This window comes from Moraxella sp. ZY210820 (genome assembly GCF_030674635.1).
In the GTDB taxonomy this organism is placed as follows: domain Bacteria; phylum Pseudomonadota; class Gammaproteobacteria; order Pseudomonadales; family Moraxellaceae; genus Acinetobacter.
This window is the reverse complement of sequence record NZ_CP089978.1, coordinates 1,261,239-1,279,430: the sequence shown is the minus strand read 5'-3', so window position 1 is coordinate 1,279,430 and position 18,192 is coordinate 1,261,239. Positions and strand designations below refer to the sequence as shown.

The window sequence follows — 18,192 nt, the reverse complement described above, 5'->3', positions numbered from 1 at the left end:
CTACAAATTGAAAGTAAAAACACCCCTAAATATTAGGGGTATTTTTATAATTAAGATCTAACTCTTAACGCAACTTCGCCAAGAAACGACCTAAACGATTTAACGCTTCACGCAATTCAATCGGTGCAGGTAAAAACACTACACGAAAATGGTCAGGCGTTGGCCAGTTAAACCCAGTCCCTTGAACTAAAAGCACTTTTTCAGCTTGTAAAAAGTCAAGCATGAGCTTTTCATCATCGTCAATTGGATAAACATTTGGGTCTAAGCGTGGGAAACAATACATCGCCCCTTCAGGTTTAACGCAACTTACCCCTGGAATTTCATTCAGCATTTGCCAAGCAATATTACGCTGTTCATATAAACGTCCATTTGGTTTAATCAAATCATTAATTGATTGATAACCACCTAATGAAGTCTGAATTGCATATTGTGATGGATGATTGGCACACAAACGCATAGAAGCAAGCATATCTAAACCTTCGATATAATCCGTTGCACGGGATTTATCACCCGTAATTGCCATCCAACCTGCACGATAACCTGCAATACGGTGTGATTTTGAAAGTCCATTAAACGAAATACACAATACATCTTTGGCTAAAGAAGCAACAGCAATGTGTTCTGCATCGTCATAAATAATACGGTCATAAATTTCATCAGCAAATAATACTAAATCATATTTACGAGCTAAATCAACAATTTGTTGTAAAATATGACGTGGATAAACCGCACCTGTTGGGTTATTTGGATTGATAATGACGATACCACGAGTATTCGCCGTGATTTTACTTTCCATATCTGCAATATCGGGATACCAGTTATTTTCTTCATCACATTTATAGTGAATTGCGGTTCCGCCTGATAAATTAACGGCAGCTGTCCATAGCGGATAATCTGGCATTGGCACAAGCATTTCATCGCCATTGTCTAGTAATCCTTGCATAGACATCATGATGAGTTCAGACACGCCATTACCGATATAAACATCATTAACGTGTAAATCTAAAATACCTTTTTGTTGATAATATTGACAAATCGCTTTACGAGCAGGGAATATACCTTTAGAATCGGTATAACCTGCAGCATTTGGCAGGTTTAACATCATATCTGTAACAATTTCTTGTGGTGCTTCAAAACCAAAGGGTGCAGGATTACCAATATTGAGTTTAATAATTTTATGTCCTTGTTCTTCCATCGCCATTGCAGCTTTCATGACAGGTCCACGAATATCATAGCAAACGTGTTCAAGTTTAGACGATTTTTTAAGTTGGCGTGGTGTAGATGGCATAATAAGCTCCTGTAAATACAATTATAAATGTGATACAAATATCATAACATATTTAAATTTATGATGAGATGTATATCTAAATTATCCATCAAACTTTAGGTAAAATGTGGAACTACATATAAAAAATACACATCATGACCTAGATGTGATACTATAAATGCTAAAAGTGAAAAATTCATTAGTACTGAGTCATTTGAATGATGGAAAAAGTCAATAAAACTTTGTCTGAATGGCAAAATCAGCTATCAGATGAGCAATATTATGTTACTCGTCTGCATGGTACGGAACGTCCTTACACAGGGCAATATTGGGATAGCTTGCAGAAAGGCATTTATGTATGTTGTTGTTGTCAGCAACCTTTATTTTCATCTACCCATAAATTTATTAGTCATTGTGGTTGGGCGAGTTTTTATCAACCGATTGATGATGAATGTGTAACAGAAGTTGATGATTTTAGTCATGGTATGCATCGTATTGAAACACTGTGTACACGGTGTGATGCTCATTTAGGTCATATGTTTGATGATGCTCCACATATGCCAACAGGATTACGTTATTGTATTAATTCAGTATCATTAATTTTTCAGGCAGATGAGGAAGTTTAAATGACCATTTATCAATTTCAGGCACAGCGTTTGACGGGTGAAATGCAATCTTTAGCTGATTATCAAGGGCAAGTTTTATTGATTGTTAATACTGCGAGTAAATGTGGATTTACGCCACAATTTGAGGGTTTGGAAAAAATTTATCAACAATATCAAGCACAGGGTTTTAGCGTGTTGGGTTTTCCGTGTAATCAATTTGGTGGACAAGATCCAGCGAGTAATGCGGAAATTGGCGAATTTTGTCAACTCAATTATGGTGTTACTTTTCCGATGTTTGCTAAAATTGAAGTGAATGGCGAACAAGCACACCCATTATTTAACTATTTGAAAAATCATGCCAAAGGTTTACTCGGTAGTGAAATGATTAAATGGAATTTTACCAAGTTTTTAGTGGGACGGAATGGGGAAGTGTTGAAACGTTATGCACCTACGACAAAGCCTGAAGAGATTGTAAAAGATATAGAAAAGGTGTTGTAATTTGATATATCAATATGATATGAATAAAGTTATAATGATGAAATTAATCCCATAAAATATAGGTCTATTATGCTAAAATCTTTGCAAATACAAAATTTTCGTGGTTTAAAAGATGTCAAAATCCCTACTCTAGGGCGAGTCAATTTGATTGTTGGTGAAAATAATGCGGGAAAAAGTTCGGTTTTGGAGGCGTTAAGGATTTATGCCAGTGGTGGAAATCCGTATGTTTTGGATAATATTGCTAGGTCTCATCACGAAGAAACCCTATCAGAGCAGTATAATGATATAAAAAATAATAACTATGACAGAGAATTATCACCATTTTCTGATTTTTTTTATCAGAGAAAATATCCAAAAGATAATAATGAAAATATTATGATTGGAGAAATAAACCAATCATTTTTTGAAATGACTTATAATCATAAAACAACTGCGATTGATGTTAAAAATCCATTTAATTTGGGTTTATTTGAAATTAGCCACTCTATTCCATCAAAATTGGAATACAAAGAAAAATATAGGACATTGAAAAAAGGTAAACATATTTATTTGTCAAAATATATTCCAACTCAATTTGTTGATATTCAAGAATTATCTGCGTATTGGGATAAAATTATTTTAACTCCTTATGAAAATGAAGTGATTAAAAGTTTACAAATCATTGAACCTGATATTGAAAAACTGGCTTTTATCAATCAACTTTTTAATGACAATAGAATACCTATGGTTGGGTTAAAAAATAGTGAAAAACCCATTCCTTTATATAGTATGGGCGATGGAATGAAACGCATTTTACAACTGATTTTAAATCTCCACCAAGCCAAAGATGGACTGTTATTGATTGATGAATTTGATAACGGTTTGCATTATAAAGTGCAAGAAAAAGTATGGGGCTTGTTATTTGAACTTGCCGAGCGGTTTAATGTGCAAGTTTTTGCCACAACCCATAGCAATGACTGCATCCGAGCATTTTCTAAGATTTCACAAGTAAAAACTGATATTGACGGTATGTTAATTCAAATGACCAAAGAGCATTATAAAGACGGTACCAGTCAAATTGTTGCCAATGTGGTTGATGAAAATCAATTACAACGCCTATTAAATTTGGGGGTTGATGTGCGATGAGCAAGTTTTTATTGGTAGAAGGCAAAACAGATGTTAATTTCTTTGAATTATTTTGTAAATACCACAAAATAAATATTGATAATATCAAAAATATTGATATTCTTAGTCCCACAGATATTGATTTTGGTTTTCATAATAACAAAGGCGGTGTTATTGATGAAGCTTTGGATGATTTATTATTGCAAATTCAACATAAACGCATAGAGAGATTGGGTGTTATTGTAGATGCTGATTTTGAAAAAGATGGTCAAGGGTTTGCAAAAACACATCAAAGAATCGCCAATAAATTGGCTGAATATGATTATCTATTATCACCAAATTCCAATATTGCAACCTACCAATTAGAAAAAGTTCAAAGACCAGATATCGGTGTTTGGATTATGCCCAACAATAAAGACAGCGGGTCGATTGAACATTGGATAAAAGAGAATATTCATCAAGACGAACAAATATTTTATGAATATGTTGATGATATTATTGAGAATATTTCCGATAAAAGATTTAAACCATCGCAACAATTAAAAGTCAAAATTGGCACTTGGTTGTTATGGCAAAAACACCCACATTTAGGAACGATTAGTCTATTTGCTCAAAATATTGATAAGTTAATTGATAGAAATAGCGGTTCTTATCAAGCATTATTAACATGGTTTGAACAGGTTTTTAATTCGCCACTTATTCAAGAGAATGAATCATGAAATATCTACTATTATCACTTTTGTTGTTATCCACTACAACTTTTGCACAATCTTTTGATGCTAATTTGTTGGTTGGTAAATGGCAATGTTTTGTCCAGTTTGATGACACTCATTTAAAAGGTACAGAGCGTATTTCAGTTGAATATCGAAATGATGGCACATATACCACTAAAAATATTTTAAATACGACTATTCAAAATGTGGATTTTGGACTAAAAAATCCAAAATCTTTAATGGAAATTACTGCACTAGGGCAATGGCAAATTAACAAAAATATTTATTCAGAAGCTCGAACTGATATGGTTCATTATTTTCATAGTAATCAAGAGTTGGAGCAACTGGGTGAGTTTGAGAAAAAATTTGCAGAAGATAAAGAATTTGAACACAATCTAATTATGAAATTATCTAAAACACAATTTCATTATCAAACTGAGCTAAGTGAAAATATAGTGAAATGTAAACGTGTGTAATTTTATTATGGTAAATACGTCATTCTCAATTTAAATTTATAATGAATTGATATGATTTAAATCATTTATTGCGTACAGGCGGAAAATATTCCGCCCCTACAAATCAATCACTTATATTAAATTGAGAATGAAGTGATTATTTCTCTTTATTACTTGATAAACTCTTGGCAATTTTAACCAATTCTACGAACTCTGCTCGTAAACCATGTGGGTCATTACCACTATTATTTTGTGCAAGTTTTAAAATATCATTCCAGTTCATATTGGCATTATATTGACCACCACGCAATTGCTCGGCATAAGCAATGGTTGCAACTGCAAATTGTGTATCTTGATCAGCTTGATTAAACGCTTTTGATGATTTTAAAATAGGCGTTTCAATCAACTGACTATTGCTTTGATTTGGCAATTTATAACGCAATTTAAATAAACCGTACTCATTATTTTTTGTATCATTGCTACTACTATTTTGACTCTGATAGCGACTTTCATCAAGCCAACCTTGAACACCTGTTGGAATAATTTCATAGAATGCTGTCACTTGATGACCTGCACCAATATCACCTGCATCGACTTTATCATTATTAAAATCTTCCTGTTTTAAAGCACGATTTTCATAACCAATTAAGCGATATTCTTTAACAGTATTAGGATTAAATTCCACTTGAATTTTGACATCTTGAGCAACAGTTGCTAAAGTCGATGATAATTGACGTTGTAGAACTTTTTTCGCTTCTTTTTCATTATCAATATAACTATAATTACCATCACCTGCATCGGCTAATTGTTCCATCAACTGTTCATTATAATTACCTTGACCAAAACCTAAAGTGGTTAATGAAATACCGCTTTTGCGTTTTTCTGCTACCATACCTTTTAAAGTGTCAAAATCAGTAATACCGACATTAAAATCGCCATCAGTCGCCAATAAAATACGGTTAATGCCATCTTTTACAAAGGCTTTTTCGGCTTGTTGATACGCCATTTGAATGGCACGCTCGCCTGATGTTGCTCCCTGAGCTTGCAAACGGTTAATCACAGCAAGAATTTTATCTTTTTCCTTGCCTGATGTTGGTTCAAGCTCTAATTTTTCCCCTGATGCATAAGTAATAATCGTTACTTTATCTTCTGGGCGTAATTGTTCAGTTAAAATACGCAAGGTCTTTTTCACTAAAGGTAATTTATCTTCACTATCCATACTGCCTGAAACATCGACTAAAAACACTAAATTAGCAGGCGGTAATTGTTTGCTTTGAATATCTTTGGCTTGAATGGCAACTTTAATGAGTTTTGCTTGTGATTTCCAAGGAGAATCAAACGTATTAATATGCACTGCAAACGGTTTATTATCTTTCGGTTGTGGATATTGATAATTAAAATAGTTTAAAACTTCCTCCAAACGTACTGCGTGTACAGGTGGTAATCGTCCATTATTTAAATAACGGCGGATATTACTATAACTGCCTGTATCGACATCAATACTAAAGGTTGATACTGGATTTTGACTCACTTGTTGTACTGGATTAGGTGTATTTTTTTGATACTTTTCAGTATTTGGCTCAACATAAGCGACTTCCTTAGCACTTGTAACGCTCGCCGCTCGCATCATTTGTGGTTGAACCATTACACGTTTTGCTTGCATTGCGGCAGGAGCAGGCGCAACCGCTTCAGCAGCATAAGACACTTCTGGTTCTGGCGAGATTTCAACCATTGGTGTAGGCATTACAGCAACTTCATTTTTGTGTGTTTTAGGGCTAGAGCAAGCCGTTAAAACCACGAGTGAACTGGCTAAAATCGCCATTGTTAGAGCATTATGTTGAAATTTCATTATCTTATCCTAGAAATTGAACTTTAAACTAGGATAAGATAGTCATGATAAATAATCAAGCCAGATTTAAATGAATATTGTTATCAAAAAGTTAATGTTGATAATTACTTTGGTTGATTATGCATACTTTCTTGCCATTGTTTTACTTTTACTTGTTTTCTAACAATTTCTAAACTGTCAAAAATCACAGATTGTACTAATTCAGCAATTTGTTCACTATCAAGCGGTGTTTGACTTGCTTTATGAGCAATGAGTTGATATGTATCATTTGCCATTGTATCGGACGATTCAGTGAAGGGTTGTAATAAACCATTGGTAATATTTTCACCTAAACGTTGTCCAATACTTTGAATTTGTTGTTCTAAACGTCCTCCAATCACAGGCAATAAACGCAACATTTGATGTAATTCTGGTGTATCCTCGATAGCTTGATTGACAATTTGTCCGACATTATAGCTCATTTGTCGTTGTTGTTGTTGCAAGGCTTTGCCTAAACTTTGCTGTAATAATTCGGCTAAAGTAGTGGCAAATAATTGACGATGTTTATCCAACATATCATTAATCGTTTGTTTTAATAAAGAATTTTGTTTTAATTCACGTTCCACACCACGAATCATAGTGAGTGCGATACGGTCGGTTAATTCTTCTAACACTAAGAAATAATAAAACTCGCCCCATTTATACCATTTTTTTGGAAAATAGCCTAACTCATGCAATTTATAAGCAATAATCCCCGCACGGAATAAACGTAAAAAACGTAAATGTGGAATGAGAGCTAATACATCATACCAATGGTAAAATGGATAAAAAAACCAACGAGGATATTCTTTACGATAGACTGAAACTGCCCAATGAATGAGTAATTCTGTAACCCAGAGTAAGGTAAACCAATGCTCGGTTAATTCCACAATTGGGTGTAAATGTGTTTTATACCATGCTAATGGTGTCGTTGTTGAGGTTAATTGACTAAACCACAACATAAAATCACTCATTAAAATGGCATCAGTAGCTAAGCAGAATAAATTGATTAAAATCAATATCATCAATAAACTGTCATAACCAATCGAAATCCATTTACGGCGGCGAAATTCTTGTTCTGGTGCGAGCGTTGTATTAGTCATTTTTATCACATTTAGAGATTTGCCATATCAATTTGAGCTGTATTTTGTGTTTTGATTTGGGTAATTAACCGGTCTTTTTGTTGCCAAATATCATCCACCCATGCTTGGAATTTTTGACGATGATTTTCATCTTGTTGATAATCACCTTGTAAAATCCAATCAGGCACATCAATTTTTCTAACATGAACATAAATTTTTTGTGTAGAACCTAACCAAAACTCACCATAATCAGGAGCTTCAGGTTCATAAACAATAGTCATATCAACTAAAGCATCGATATTTTGACCTAAAATACTCAATGCTAAAGCTAAACCACCTGCTTTAGGTTTAAGTAAATGCTGATATGTTGGTTGTTGTTGTCGATATTTTTTCTCGGTAAAACGTGTACCTTCTAAATAATTGAGTAAGGTAAATGGACGTCCCATTAATTGTTCACATGATTTTTTTGCTTCATTTAAATCACGATTTTTTAGTTCAGGATTTTTAGCAATTTTCTTTTTATCGTAACGCTTCATAGTTGGATAGCCTAATGCTTGAAACGCTTGTCCTGCCACAGGAATATAAATTAATTCATGTTTAATAAAAAAACGTGTAAAAGGCATACGATGGCGCACAAAATATTGATTAACAGTTGTATCGACCCAACTTTGATGATTGCAAGTCATCAAGTATTGTCCGTCCATTTTTAACTCAAGCTGTGGGTCAATATAAATATCCCATTGTAATTGTGGTAAAATATGCTCAATGAGCCAATTATTGACTGAAATCCAACGGTTGGCTGAATTGAGCATGATTTCATCAATTTTTTTTGATGAACTTAATAATTTACCTACGCCCATTAAAGCGACTGAACTACCGTTTACTAAAGTATTGGCGATAATGGCTGAACTAACAGCACTTCCTTGTGTAATTTTTTTTAAAAGCGATGGCTGTTTTGACATAATGCAACCTATTCAATCAACAATAATTTCCATATTGTACAATAATTTATTGTTAAATTGAATAATCATCTTTTAATAAATGTTTATAGGCGTGTAAATAAGAAGCTGCGACAAAAGATGCACCGCCAACCACGTTACCTAAAAAGACTGGAAACATGGTTGCTAAAAATTGTCCCCATGTTACATTACCGCCTGCCCAAATACCAGCAGGAATAATAAACATATTAGCGACAAAATGCTGTAAACCAATCAATACAAAAATCATGACAGGGAACCACATCGCAATAATTCGCCCAGACATATATTTTGCACCAAAATAAAACCAAATACCCATACAAACCAACCAGTTACAGGCAATAGCAGAAATAAATGATTTAAAAAAGCCCATATTAACTTTGGCTTCAGCAATAGCGATGGTTTTGGCTGTAGCAATACCTTCAGCTAAACCGACATAATGTCCTAAGAAGTAAGCTATAGTGATTGCACCTGCTAAATTACCTAAACTGACAACGACCCAGTTGCTGACTAATTTACGCCATGCGACTTTTTTGGTAAAAATACCAAGCATCATTAACATCATATTGCCAGTGGCTAATTCACCACCACCAATAAGAATACAAATTAAGCAAATAGGGAATACACACGCACCTAATAATGTTGCCAAACCAGCCCATTCTGGTGGAATACCACTTACTACTTTTAAAAATGCTAAATAACCAAAACCAACGTAAGCTCCACCTAAAAATGATAAAATAGATAGGCTTTTAAAGCTAGCATTTGATTTTGCAGTACTTTTATTAATCGCATCTTGTAAAATTTCATGCGGAAAAAAATCACGATTTTGATTAGTCATGGATAAAAAGTCTCATAAAAATAATGGTTTATGTTATGAAGTATAACAGATGGAATTAATTATCATTATTTTAGCATTAAATATTAATAATAGAGATATTTATTAAAATGATATTTTCTTATCTTTATATGAGTTTTTATGATAAAAAGATTGAGTTGTTAGGCTCAATCTTTTTGTATTTGGGTTGATGGTGTTAGAATTTCATCTTAAATTCCAATAATCCACCTTGTTGTTTGTAATATTTACGCCATTCACCTTGATAAATTGCTGAAATTTCAGTCATTTTACTTGGATAATAACGTAAACCTACACCAACAGAACCAATTTCTTGACCGAGTTTTTGTCCCGTTGTTGCAAATTTTTCATTTGAGAATTGGTTAAAACTTGCTTGAACGGTTGGATTATCTGCTTGTTCTAAACTTGCAGATACAAAACCTGTCAAGGCTAAATTCGGTGTTAATGGTTGATTGGCACGCATACCTAAAGTCCAACGTAAGGCTTCATGGTGTTGTTTATCAACATTTAAGTTAAACATATTTGAGCCCGTTTCTTGGTAAGCCTTGCTACTCACTTGACGATAATCAAATTGAGCAAATGGTTCAATATATTGTTTTTCTGAGCCGATACGATGTTGTACGCCTACGCCTGCTTGTGTGGTATTTGCTTTATAGTCAGATTGAGCAGTTGTTAAAGCATCAAGACGTGGTACGTTAATATGACGTTCGCCGTGAATATCGACTTGTCCGATACCTGCATGGAAATTCAATAAGGTATTTTCACTCGCTTGATAGTTACCATAAATTAAACCTTGAATATGGTCGCTCGTCATTTTTTGCTGAATATTATGCGTTTTTGCTTGACTATCAACATAGGCGAGAGCAACACCTAAATTGAGTTTTGGCGTAATGGCTGTATCAGCACCGATAATTGCACCATAATGGCGGTCATCATAACCATTCACATGGCTTGATGATTGTAATTCACCATCACGAATAATCGCTTTTGCCCATAAATGACGGCTAGGAGATAATGTTTGCTCTTGTACTGCTTGAGCAAAAATCGCTTGATTTTGATTAAACAGTTGTCCTGTAGTACCAAGCATTAATGGTTGTAATTCATTTGCGTATTGTGATAACTCTGCTTGAGTTAAGCGAGATGTTGTAAGTTTTAAGGTTTCGCCTAATAAATTGCCTGATGTTGCGATTGATTTATCTAATACTTTGGCGATATTTTCGGCAAAAGTATTATGTTGGCTCTTGACAGCGTTGGTAAAAGTCGCAAGGCTACTTGGTAAACTAGGATTTCCTGTTGATGGATTTCCTGTTGATGGATTTCCTGTTGATGGATTTCCTGTTGATGGATTTCCTGTTGATGGATTTCCTGTTGATGGATTTCCTGTTGATGGATTTCCTGTTGATGGATTTCCTGTTGATGGATTTCCTGTTGATGGATTTCCTGTTGATGGATTTCCTGTTGATGGATTTCCTGTTGATGGATTTCCTGTTGATGGATTTCCTGTTGATGGATTTCCTGTTGATGGATTTCCTGTTGATGGATTTTGTTGTTGATGGATTTCCTGTTGATGGATTTCCTGTTGATGGATTTCCTGTTGATGGATTTCCTGTTGATGGATTTCCTGTTGATGGATTTCCTGTTGATGGATTTCCTGTTGATGGATTTCCTGTTGATGGATTTCCTGTTGATGGATTTCCTGTTGATGGATTTCCTGTTGATGGATTTTGTGGATTGAAACTTAAATGTATACGACCGTCTTTTTCATCACGATAATCGGCAGTTAGTGTGGTGTCGATAGGAGTACCATCTTCTGCATTGACTACACTTACACCTTTAAAGCGCCCCTTTAATGTGCCTGCTTTAACAATGTCTTTAAATTCTTCGGTAGGATTATCTTTGGTAATTAGAATCTTAGCAATATCATCAGCTAAAACTTGTAAATGACCACTAGAAATATCAGCCGTACCTGTAACTTCAAGTTTACCGTATTCATCGGTAGTATTAATGCTTTGATTATCATTTTGGTCGATGATACCAATAGTTAAATTTTCACCATTCATAGTGTAATTACCATTGATTTTAAGTAGCCCATGAAAAATACTTAAATCGCCAGTAAATTTTTTATTATTTTCGTCAAGAATTAAAGTACCAACTCCCTGTTTGATAAAACTACCATCGATAAAAGTTTTATCAAAATTAAGAGACCCTGTATTTCCTGTTAATATAGCATTTTTATTAATGGTTACAGTATTATTGTTTACAATTACATAGTTGTCAGTCACTTCTCCTGTGTGGAATATAACCCCATTTTCTCCAATATTAATAGGTGTCGTTTCATCAAAATTTTCAAATAAGTTATTTTGATCTTGACGAACAGTAATTTGTCCACCATTGATATTAACAATCGCTTGTCCTGTTTTCTCACGTCTAATTTGGGTTACATCAATATCTCCCTGTTCTAATAAGTTTAATACGCCTGTACCCTCATTACCAATAGTAAGATAACTTGTATTTTGTTCTCTTGGTTGTATGAATAGTCCTGCTTCTTTAATAGTTAAAGTACCATGAGAGCCTACTTTGTCTCCAAGAGTAACTCTTTTTGCATTACCAAGTGTACCAACATAATCATTATAAGATAAGTTTTGAATAGACATTTCTCCTTGCCCTTGATAACCAATAATAAGGTCATTTGTGCTAAGAGATACAGTTTGATTAGCTCTATCATTATCGGTTATAGTTAGAGAACCTTTAGAATTTGTATCCCAACCAATAATAATTTCAGGGGAACTAATTTCGCCATTAGATAAATTAATGTGTCCAGTACCTGAATTACCAATACGCAAAACTTCACTAAGAATTAAAGATGATCTAGATTCGTTATCATGATTGGTCTTAGAAATATTAATGATACCTACAGCGTTTTCTTTATCGCCTATAGACATTTTATTCCCTTGAATAAGTCCGCCATTGAGAATATCAAGTGTTCCTGTACCATTCATGCCCACTCGTATAGTATCATTCACTTGCATTGAACCATTATCCATAGTCATAGAACTTCCTGTACCCTCTTGTAATGCAGAAATCGTTACATTATCAGTACGGACATGGGCTTTATTTTTGATAGTCATATTTGCTACATCACTCACACCCACATGTAATGTTTGTGTTGAAAGTGTAGTATCTTTATCTGTTAAGGTAAAAGTACTTTTACCATTTGCCTGATCGCTTAAAACAGTCATGTTATTTACTGTGATATTTGAGGCATTACTTGCGGTCAATTCTGCTTGAGCATTTCCACCAATAACGAAAGTGTTATATGCTGTTATTTTTGCATTATCAAGTTGTACTTTTGATGGATTTTTAGCACCAATAATAATATCTTGACTTATTGCTTCGGCTTGATTACTAATCAGTACATTATTATTGGGTATGCCTGTACTTTCTGGCGTTGAACCAAAAATAACTTGTTTTTCTGCACTAATTTTAGTATTAGGCTCAGTAATGTGCATAAAACCTTGTACATAGGTAAATTCACCAGCACTATGTGTTTTACCATCATTATAAGTAACATCATATGCCATTACATTAGCACTCATCGCCAAAGTAGTCGCAACCACTACAGCTTTTAACGATTTACTTTTACCTGCAGTTTTTGCCAATTCTGAAACGCATTGCCACAGACCCAACGCTTTATTAAAAATCACACGATAAAAATGCTTATTCATAATAACTCACAATAGAAACGGAAAAATCTATTATTTATATCAAAAAATCCTTGACATGGGAATAGTAAATCTTATAATAAACAAAACAAAACAAAACAAAACAAAACAAAACAAAACATTGATTTCATTCAATATTTTTATTGTAATTTTATGTAATTTTCGATAAAAAGTCAAAGATAATAACTATATTTTATACAGAAAAAAGCCGAATACTCGCATATTCGGCTATTTTTGCTCAATCAATTAAACGCCTAATTTATCCATCTGCACCAAACAATCACGGTTGATGTCTTGAATAGTTTTTGCACCAGTTAAAGTCATGGCAACACGCATTTCTTTTTCCATTAAATCGAGTAGGTTAGAAACACCTGCACCACCTTGAGCAGCAAGAGCATAGACAAATGCACGTCCAATCATACAAGTATCTGCACCTAAAGCGAGCATACGTACGACATCTAAGCCATTACGAATACCAGAATCAACTAAGATTTTAAATTTATCACTCTTGGTTGCATCGGCAATCGCAGGTAAAGCACGAGCAGTTGAAAGCACGCCATCAAGCTGACGACCACCGTGATTGGATACCACAATACCATCAGCACCGAATTTAACTGCATCTTTGGCATCTTCAGGGTCTAAAATACCCTTAATAATCATTGGGCCTTGCCAAAATTCACGAATCCACTCTAAATCTTTCCATGAAATTGATGGGTCAAAGTTTGCACCCAAATAGCCCATATAATCTTCTAAGCCAATGGCTTTACCAAAATATTTTGAGATATTACCTAAATCATGTGGGCGACCAAATAAACCTACATTAAATGCCCAATGTGGACGGAAACATGATTGAATATAACGTCGCATTGCTGCATTAGGTCCACTCATACCTGAGTGAGCATCACGGTATCTTGCACCGGGAACAGGCATATCAACAGTGAAGACGAGGGTAGAACAACCAGCATCTCTAGCACGTTCTAATACATTTTTCATAAAACCACGGTCTTTCAGTACATATAACTGAAACCACATTGGACGTTTAATCGCTGGGACAACTTCTTCAATCGGGCAAACGGAAACGGTTGATAGAGTAAATGGTAACCCTTTTTTATCGGCAGCAACGGCAGCTTGTACTTCACCACGGCGTGCATACATTCCTGTCAAACCAACTGGAGATAGGGCAAGTGGCAACGATAGTTTTTCATTCCATAAAGTCGTTTCTAGACTTAACTCAGACATATCGTTGAGTACACGCTGACGCAAAGCCACTTCGGATAAATCTTTTACATTGCGTTCTAAAGTGCGTTCAGCATACGCACCACCATCGATATAATGAAATAAAAATGGTGGTAAACGGCGACGTGCCGCTTCTCGGTAGTCATTTGCAGATGAAATAATCATAATATCAACTCATTTTAATATCGAATACAAATCTTAATCAATAGTGATAACGGCATTGTAAAATAATCACTTGTTCATCATTCACTACATAAACTAAGCGATGTTCTTGGTCAATTCGCCGAGACCACGCTCCTGAAAAATCATGTTTTAATGGCTCTGGTTTGCCTATACCTTCAAATGGCGTACGTAAAATCACTTGTATTAAGCTATTGATACGCTTGAGATTTTGCTTATCATATTGTTGCCAATACAAATAATCTTGCCATGCATGGCTTGTCCACGTCAGCATCATGATTCAATTAACTCATGTGCTTGTACTTGACCTGCTTTGGCTTGGGCTAAGGCTTCTCGCAAACGTTCAGCATTTTTCGGACTTGCCATTAAATACGCTGTTTCTTCGTATGCTTGAAAATCTTTTAAACTCATAATTACCGTTGGTTCAGCATTTTGACGAGTTATCAAAATGGGACTACGGTCAGCAACCACACGTTCCAAAGTCGATGCCAATTCTTTACGGAAATGGGAATATGACATTACGTCCATTTTACTCTCCTTTTTTGTACAATAATTTGTACAATTATAGTTGCTTTAGTGTTGAAAATCAAATCTCTTGCCATAAACGATAAGCACGTTTACGGCGTGCTTCCGCCTCATCAATCGAGCGGACTTGTTGAATGACAAATTCAATGTGATGACAGACATTGTTACGAGCCTCAATGGCATTTTTTTGCTCGATAGCCGTCATTACATCAAAGTGTTGTTGATGTAATTGGTCAAAACGAGTGGGTTCAGTATAAACTTTTCTACGACCAAGTAAAATATTAAATTGTAATAAATCAAATAGTTCTTTCATCATTTGAATTAATACTAAATTATGTGATGCCTCAGCGATAGCTAAATGGAAATTTGCATCTTGAATGGCAGCTTGTTCATTATCGCCAAGTGCTTGATAATGTGAAATTTGCTCATAATAATAACGAATTTTCGCTTTATCTTGTTCAGTAGCACGTTCGGCTGCATAATAAGCTGTACCGCTTTCTAAAATTAAACGAGCTTCTTGTACATCAAAGCGATAAGAGGCATCTTGATGGATTAAATCGGAAAATAACTCTACAGGAATAATCGGTTGTAATAATAATGAATTTTCTGTTGCAGTACTAGAATTTTGTTTGGGTAACTGTTGAATATAAGTACCATCACCAATACGACTTTCTAAAATACCTTGTGCATTAAGTTGTTGAATAGCTTCTCGTAAAGAAGAACGAGAGACTTGAAATTGTTCACATAATTGACGTTCTGATGGTAAGCGGTCGCCAATCTTTAAATTGGTCTGACATATCATACGTTGTAACTGCTGTGCAACTTTTTCAGAGACTCTCATTCTTATTTACCTGATTAGATTATTTGGCTTTTTTACTGGTCAAGCACATGATAGCGATAAAGCTAATTGGCCATGCAACTGCTAATGCCCACCAAATCGCACCGCCATAAATCACGGCCATACCCAATAAACCACCTTGAATAATATAATAACTTAAACTAATCAAGGTAATACGGATAATTGAACCTTCTTTACCAATCAAACCAACCACCGCAGACGCTGCAACCACATTATGTACCGCAATCATATTACCTGCTGCACCACCAATCGCTTGTAACGCCACAACTTTAGATGCCATTGCCATATCTAAACCAATTTGACCAGCTGTACTCCATTGGAAGTAAGCGAACATCATGTTCGATACGGTGTTAGAGCCTGCGATAAATGCACCTAAGGAACCAATAGTCGGAGCAAAGATTGGCCATGCTTGTCCAAATAAATCGGCTGCAGAGTTTGCAAGATATAATGGCATTGCTTTTAATGGTTCAGCCACATCTGGTGCAGAACCCGAGTTAATGAATACTTGCACCATTGGTACTGAGAATAACAATGCAGGTGCAGCAGCAATCATAACTTTAAATGCTGATGACCAACTACGTTTTACATCATTGCCTTTCATTTTGAACAAAACGATACAGATAATAGATGTTAATAATAAAATCGTACCTGGTGTATATAATAAACTTTCACTATGGCTAATTTTTGTACCAAACATTTCTGTAAATTTGATGGTAAAATTACTGGTTAAGAATTTTTTCACTTCAGGAATGGTACGAGTAATTACCAATAAAATCACAACAATGATATATGGAGAAAGAGCATGAATCATTGAGAAACGTGGTTTTTCATTATCTTTAACATCGTCTTGTGATACTGTTCCCATCCAATCACTTAACCAATCAGATTTTGGAGGGAAATCAAAAGTTTCTTTAGGCATCAAGAAACCCATTTTTGCAGCAGGTACTACAATGGCTAAACCTACAATACCACCCACCATTGATGGGAATTCAGGTCCCCAGAATTGAGCAACCAATAAATATGGAATGGTAAATGCTAAACCTGCAAAAATTGCGAATGGCCAAACTTCTAGACCTTGTTTAAATGAACGCTTCTCACCAAAGAAACGAGTTAAGAATCCACATAAAATTAATGGTATCAAGAAACCAACCATTGTATGGAATAAACCTACATCGGCAGTAACTTGCAATAAATAGTTTTCCATTGTGCCATATTGAGGCGTGATTGCCGCAATAACGTCTTCTTTACTACCAATCCCTGTATTTACCCCAATTAAAATTGGTGTACCCACTGCACCATACGATACAGGTGTAGATTGGATAATCAATAAGCACATTACTGCTGCCATTGCAGGGAAACCTAGAGCGAGCAATAACGGTACGCCAACCATTGCAGGTGTACCCCAACCAGAAGCACCTTCAATCAAACAGCCAAATAGCCAAGCTACAATAATTGCTTGTATACGGCGGTCTGGGGAGATGTCCATAAAACCTTTACGTAAGGCTAAAATTGCACCACTTTCTTTAATGGTATTTAATAATAAAATTGCTGAAAAAACAATAAATAATACGCTTATCGCTGTAATAGCACCTTTGGCACTTGCTGCTAAAATTTGGTTAATATCAGCTTGCCAAACAAATAATGCTAAACCTGCAGTAATTACATAAGTAATTGGCATTGCAACTTTTGCAGGTAAACGCATAATCACTAACAGTAATAATACTGTTAAGATAGGAAGTAGAGCTAAAAATGTGTACATAACTCAATCCTTTTTAAAAACCTTATAGGTATCAATTATTCATCTTCAGGTTAAACTATAGTTATTAGCGTAAATTCTATAGCTTAATCCTGTGCCTCAATTTGCTCAGATGTGGCAATTTCACCTTTATATAAAATATTGTATTCTATTAATGGTGTTATTGTTCAGACCAATTTTGCAAAACATAATGGAATATAGCTAAAAATAAGCAAATATGTCAATAAAATTAAGATTAAAGTATAATTGGTCATACCAATTATAACGAAATTATACCATTTGAGCAATTTTAATTTGCGGTTTTATTCAAATAATTAGTTATGAATAGATTAGAGAGTGTTTTGGTAAATTACATTTAATTTGATTTATTTTTACGTAATTTTAACTTATTGATTCTGTGTAGGAGAAAATTACAATTTGCTCGTATCAAAAGCTAGCATTTAAAATAATATCAAAATGAAGACCCTTGACCCAATTTATGAACCATTAATCA

17 protein-coding genes are annotated in these 18,192 nt (G+C 34.7%); 5 read left to right on the top strand and 12 right to left on the bottom strand.

What is annotated here, in order from left to right:
• Positions 1-64: 64 nt before the first annotated feature.
• Positions 65-1,288, bottom strand: a complete 1,224-nt coding sequence (locus LU301_RS06480; RefSeq protein WP_305268809.1) for a pyridoxal phosphate-dependent aminotransferase — start codon at positions 1,286-1,288, stop codon at positions 65-67.
• A 200-nt stretch (positions 1,289-1,488) separates the two neighbouring features.
• Between LU301_RS06480 and msrB the strand changes: the two genes are divergently transcribed.
• The 5 genes from msrB (at position 1,489) to LU301_RS06455 (ending at position 4,663) form a co-directional block, all read left to right on the top strand.
• Positions 1,489-1,893, top strand: a complete 405-nt coding sequence (gene msrB / locus LU301_RS06475; RefSeq protein WP_305273990.1) for a peptide-methionine (R)-S-oxide reductase MsrB — start codon at positions 1,489-1,491, stop codon at positions 1,891-1,893.
• Complete coding sequence (locus LU301_RS06470) at positions 1,894-2,370, top strand: glutathione peroxidase (RefSeq protein WP_305268808.1); 477 nt, start codon at positions 1,894-1,896, stop codon at positions 2,368-2,370.
• A 69-nt stretch (positions 2,371-2,439) separates the two neighbouring features.
• Complete coding sequence (locus tag LU301_RS06465; RefSeq protein WP_305268805.1) at positions 2,440-3,495, top strand: AAA family ATPase; 1,056 nt, start codon at positions 2,440-2,442, stop codon at positions 3,493-3,495.
• Positions 3,492-4,193 carry a DUF3226 domain-containing protein gene (locus LU301_RS06460; protein ID WP_305268802.1) on the top strand — a complete coding sequence of 234 codons (702 nt, stop codon included), beginning with the start codon at positions 3,492-3,494 and terminating at the stop codon, positions 4,191-4,193. Before LU301_RS06465 ends, LU301_RS06460 begins: the two co-directional genes overlap by 4 nt.
• Entirely contained in the window at positions 4,190-4,663 is a 474-nt protein-coding gene (locus tag LU301_RS06455; RefSeq protein WP_305268799.1) for a hypothetical protein, read from the top strand. Before LU301_RS06460 ends, LU301_RS06455 begins: the two co-directional genes overlap by 4 nt.
• Positions 4,664-4,799: 136 nt before the next feature.
• Here the strand turns inward: LU301_RS06455 and LU301_RS06450 are convergent, their stop codons facing one another.
• The 11 genes from LU301_RS06450 to LU301_RS06400 form a co-directional block, all read right to left on the bottom strand.
• Positions 4,800-6,491 carry a vWA domain-containing protein gene (locus tag LU301_RS06450; protein WP_370692183.1) on the bottom strand — a complete coding sequence of 564 codons (1,692 nt, stop codon included), beginning with the start codon at positions 6,489-6,491 and terminating at the stop codon, positions 4,800-4,802.
• A 104-nt stretch (positions 6,492-6,595) separates the two neighbouring features.
• A complete protein-coding gene (locus LU301_RS06445) occupies positions 6,596-7,612 on the bottom strand; it encodes a preprotein translocase subunit SecA (RefSeq protein WP_305268796.1) in 1,017 nt (338 codons plus the stop codon).
• A gap of 11 nt (positions 7,613-7,623) precedes the next feature.
• Positions 7,624-8,553, bottom strand: a complete 930-nt coding sequence (gene yihG, locus LU301_RS06440) for a 1-acylglycerol-3-phosphate O-acyltransferase, YihG family (protein ID WP_305268793.1) — start codon at positions 8,551-8,553, stop codon at positions 7,624-7,626.
• 52 nt (positions 8,554-8,605) lie between these two features.
• Positions 8,606-9,406, bottom strand: coding sequence for a formate/nitrite transporter family protein (locus LU301_RS06435; protein ID WP_305268790.1), 801 nt, complete (start codon positions 9,404-9,406; stop codon positions 8,606-8,608).
• Positions 9,407-9,599: 193 nt separating this feature from the next.
• On the bottom strand, positions 9,600-10,610 hold the full coding sequence (locus LU301_RS06430; protein ID WP_305273986.1) for an autotransporter outer membrane beta-barrel domain-containing protein: 1,011 nt from the start codon (positions 10,608-10,610) through the stop codon (positions 9,600-9,602).
• Positions 10,611-10,701: 91 nt separating this feature from the next.
• Positions 10,702-13,146 (bottom strand): ESPR-type extended signal peptide-containing protein, encoded by a 2,445-nt coding sequence (locus LU301_RS06425; protein WP_305268788.1) that lies wholly within the window; start codon positions 13,144-13,146, stop codon positions 10,702-10,704.
• A gap of 243 nt (positions 13,147-13,389) precedes the next feature.
• Entirely contained in the window at positions 13,390-14,544 is a 1,155-nt protein-coding gene (lldD, locus tag LU301_RS06420) for an FMN-dependent L-lactate dehydrogenase LldD (RefSeq protein ID WP_305268785.1), read from the bottom strand.
• 37 nt (positions 14,545-14,581) lie between these two features.
• A complete protein-coding gene (locus LU301_RS06415; protein ID WP_305268783.1) occupies positions 14,582-14,836 on the bottom strand; it encodes a Txe/YoeB family addiction module toxin in 255 nt (84 codons plus the stop codon).
• The gene (locus tag LU301_RS06410; protein ID WP_305268780.1) at positions 14,833-15,087 is read right to left on the bottom strand and encodes a type II toxin-antitoxin system Phd/YefM family antitoxin; all 255 of its coding nucleotides are present in this window, start codon (positions 15,085-15,087) and stop codon (positions 14,833-14,835) included. Before LU301_RS06410 ends, LU301_RS06415 begins: the two co-directional genes overlap by 4 nt.
• Before the next feature lie 58 nt (positions 15,088-15,145).
• Positions 15,146-15,925 (bottom strand): FCD domain-containing protein, encoded by a 780-nt coding sequence (locus LU301_RS06405; protein ID WP_305268778.1) that lies wholly within the window; start codon positions 15,923-15,925, stop codon positions 15,146-15,148.
• Between the two features lie 19 nt (positions 15,926-15,944).
• Entirely contained in the window at positions 15,945-17,702 is a 1,758-nt protein-coding gene (locus tag LU301_RS06400; RefSeq protein ID WP_305268777.1) for an L-lactate permease, read from the bottom strand.
• Positions 17,703-18,192: the final 490 nt, after the last annotated feature.

Excerpts from the sequence above, each read along its gene's own strand:
- LU301_RS06480 (WP_305268809.1), bottom strand. The coding sequence starts at position 1,288 with ATGCCATCTACACCACGCCAACTTAAAAAATCGTCTAAACTTGAACAC.
- msrB (WP_305273990.1), top strand. The coding sequence starts at position 1,489 with ATGGAAAAAGTCAATAAAACTTTGTCTGAATGGCAAAATCAGCTATCA.
- LU301_RS06470 (WP_305268808.1), top strand. The coding sequence starts at position 1,894 with ATGACCATTTATCAATTTCAGGCACAGCGTTTGACGGGTGAAATGCAA.
- LU301_RS06465 (WP_305268805.1), top strand. The coding sequence starts at position 2,440 with ATGCTAAAATCTTTGCAAATACAAAATTTTCGTGGTTTAAAAGATGTC.
- LU301_RS06460 (WP_305268802.1), top strand. The coding sequence starts at position 3,492 with ATGAGCAAGTTTTTATTGGTAGAAGGCAAAACAGATGTTAATTTCTTT.
- LU301_RS06455 (WP_305268799.1), top strand. The coding sequence starts at position 4,190 with ATGAAATATCTACTATTATCACTTTTGTTGTTATCCACTACAACTTTT.
- LU301_RS06450 (WP_370692183.1), bottom strand. The coding sequence starts at position 6,491 with ATGAAATTTCAACATAATGCTCTAACAATGGCGATTTTAGCCAGTTCA.
- LU301_RS06445 (WP_305268796.1), bottom strand. The coding sequence starts at position 7,612 with ATGACTAATACAACGCTCGCACCAGAACAAGAATTTCGCCGCCGTAAA.
- yihG (WP_305268793.1), bottom strand. The coding sequence starts at position 8,553 with ATGTCAAAACAGCCATCGCTTTTAAAAAAAATTACACAAGGAAGTGCT.
- LU301_RS06435 (WP_305268790.1), bottom strand. The coding sequence starts at position 9,406 with ATGACTAATCAAAATCGTGATTTTTTTCCGCATGAAATTTTACAAGAT.
- LU301_RS06425 (WP_305268788.1), bottom strand. The coding sequence starts at position 13,146 with ATGAATAAGCATTTTTATCGTGTGATTTTTAATAAAGCGTTGGGTCTG.
- lldD (WP_305268785.1), bottom strand. The coding sequence starts at position 14,544 with ATGATTATTTCATCTGCAAATGACTACCGAGAAGCGGCACGTCGCCGT.
- LU301_RS06415 (WP_305268783.1), bottom strand. The coding sequence starts at position 14,836 with ATGATGCTGACGTGGACAAGCCATGCATGGCAAGATTATTTGTATTGG.
- LU301_RS06410 (WP_305268780.1), bottom strand. The coding sequence starts at position 15,087 with ATGGACGTAATGTCATATTCCCATTTCCGTAAAGAATTGGCATCGACT.
- LU301_RS06405 (WP_305268778.1), bottom strand. The coding sequence starts at position 15,925 with ATGAGAGTCTCTGAAAAAGTTGCACAGCAGTTACAACGTATGATATGT.
- LU301_RS06400 (WP_305268777.1), bottom strand. The coding sequence starts at position 17,702 with ATGTACACATTTTTAGCTCTACTTCCTATCTTAACAGTATTATTACTG.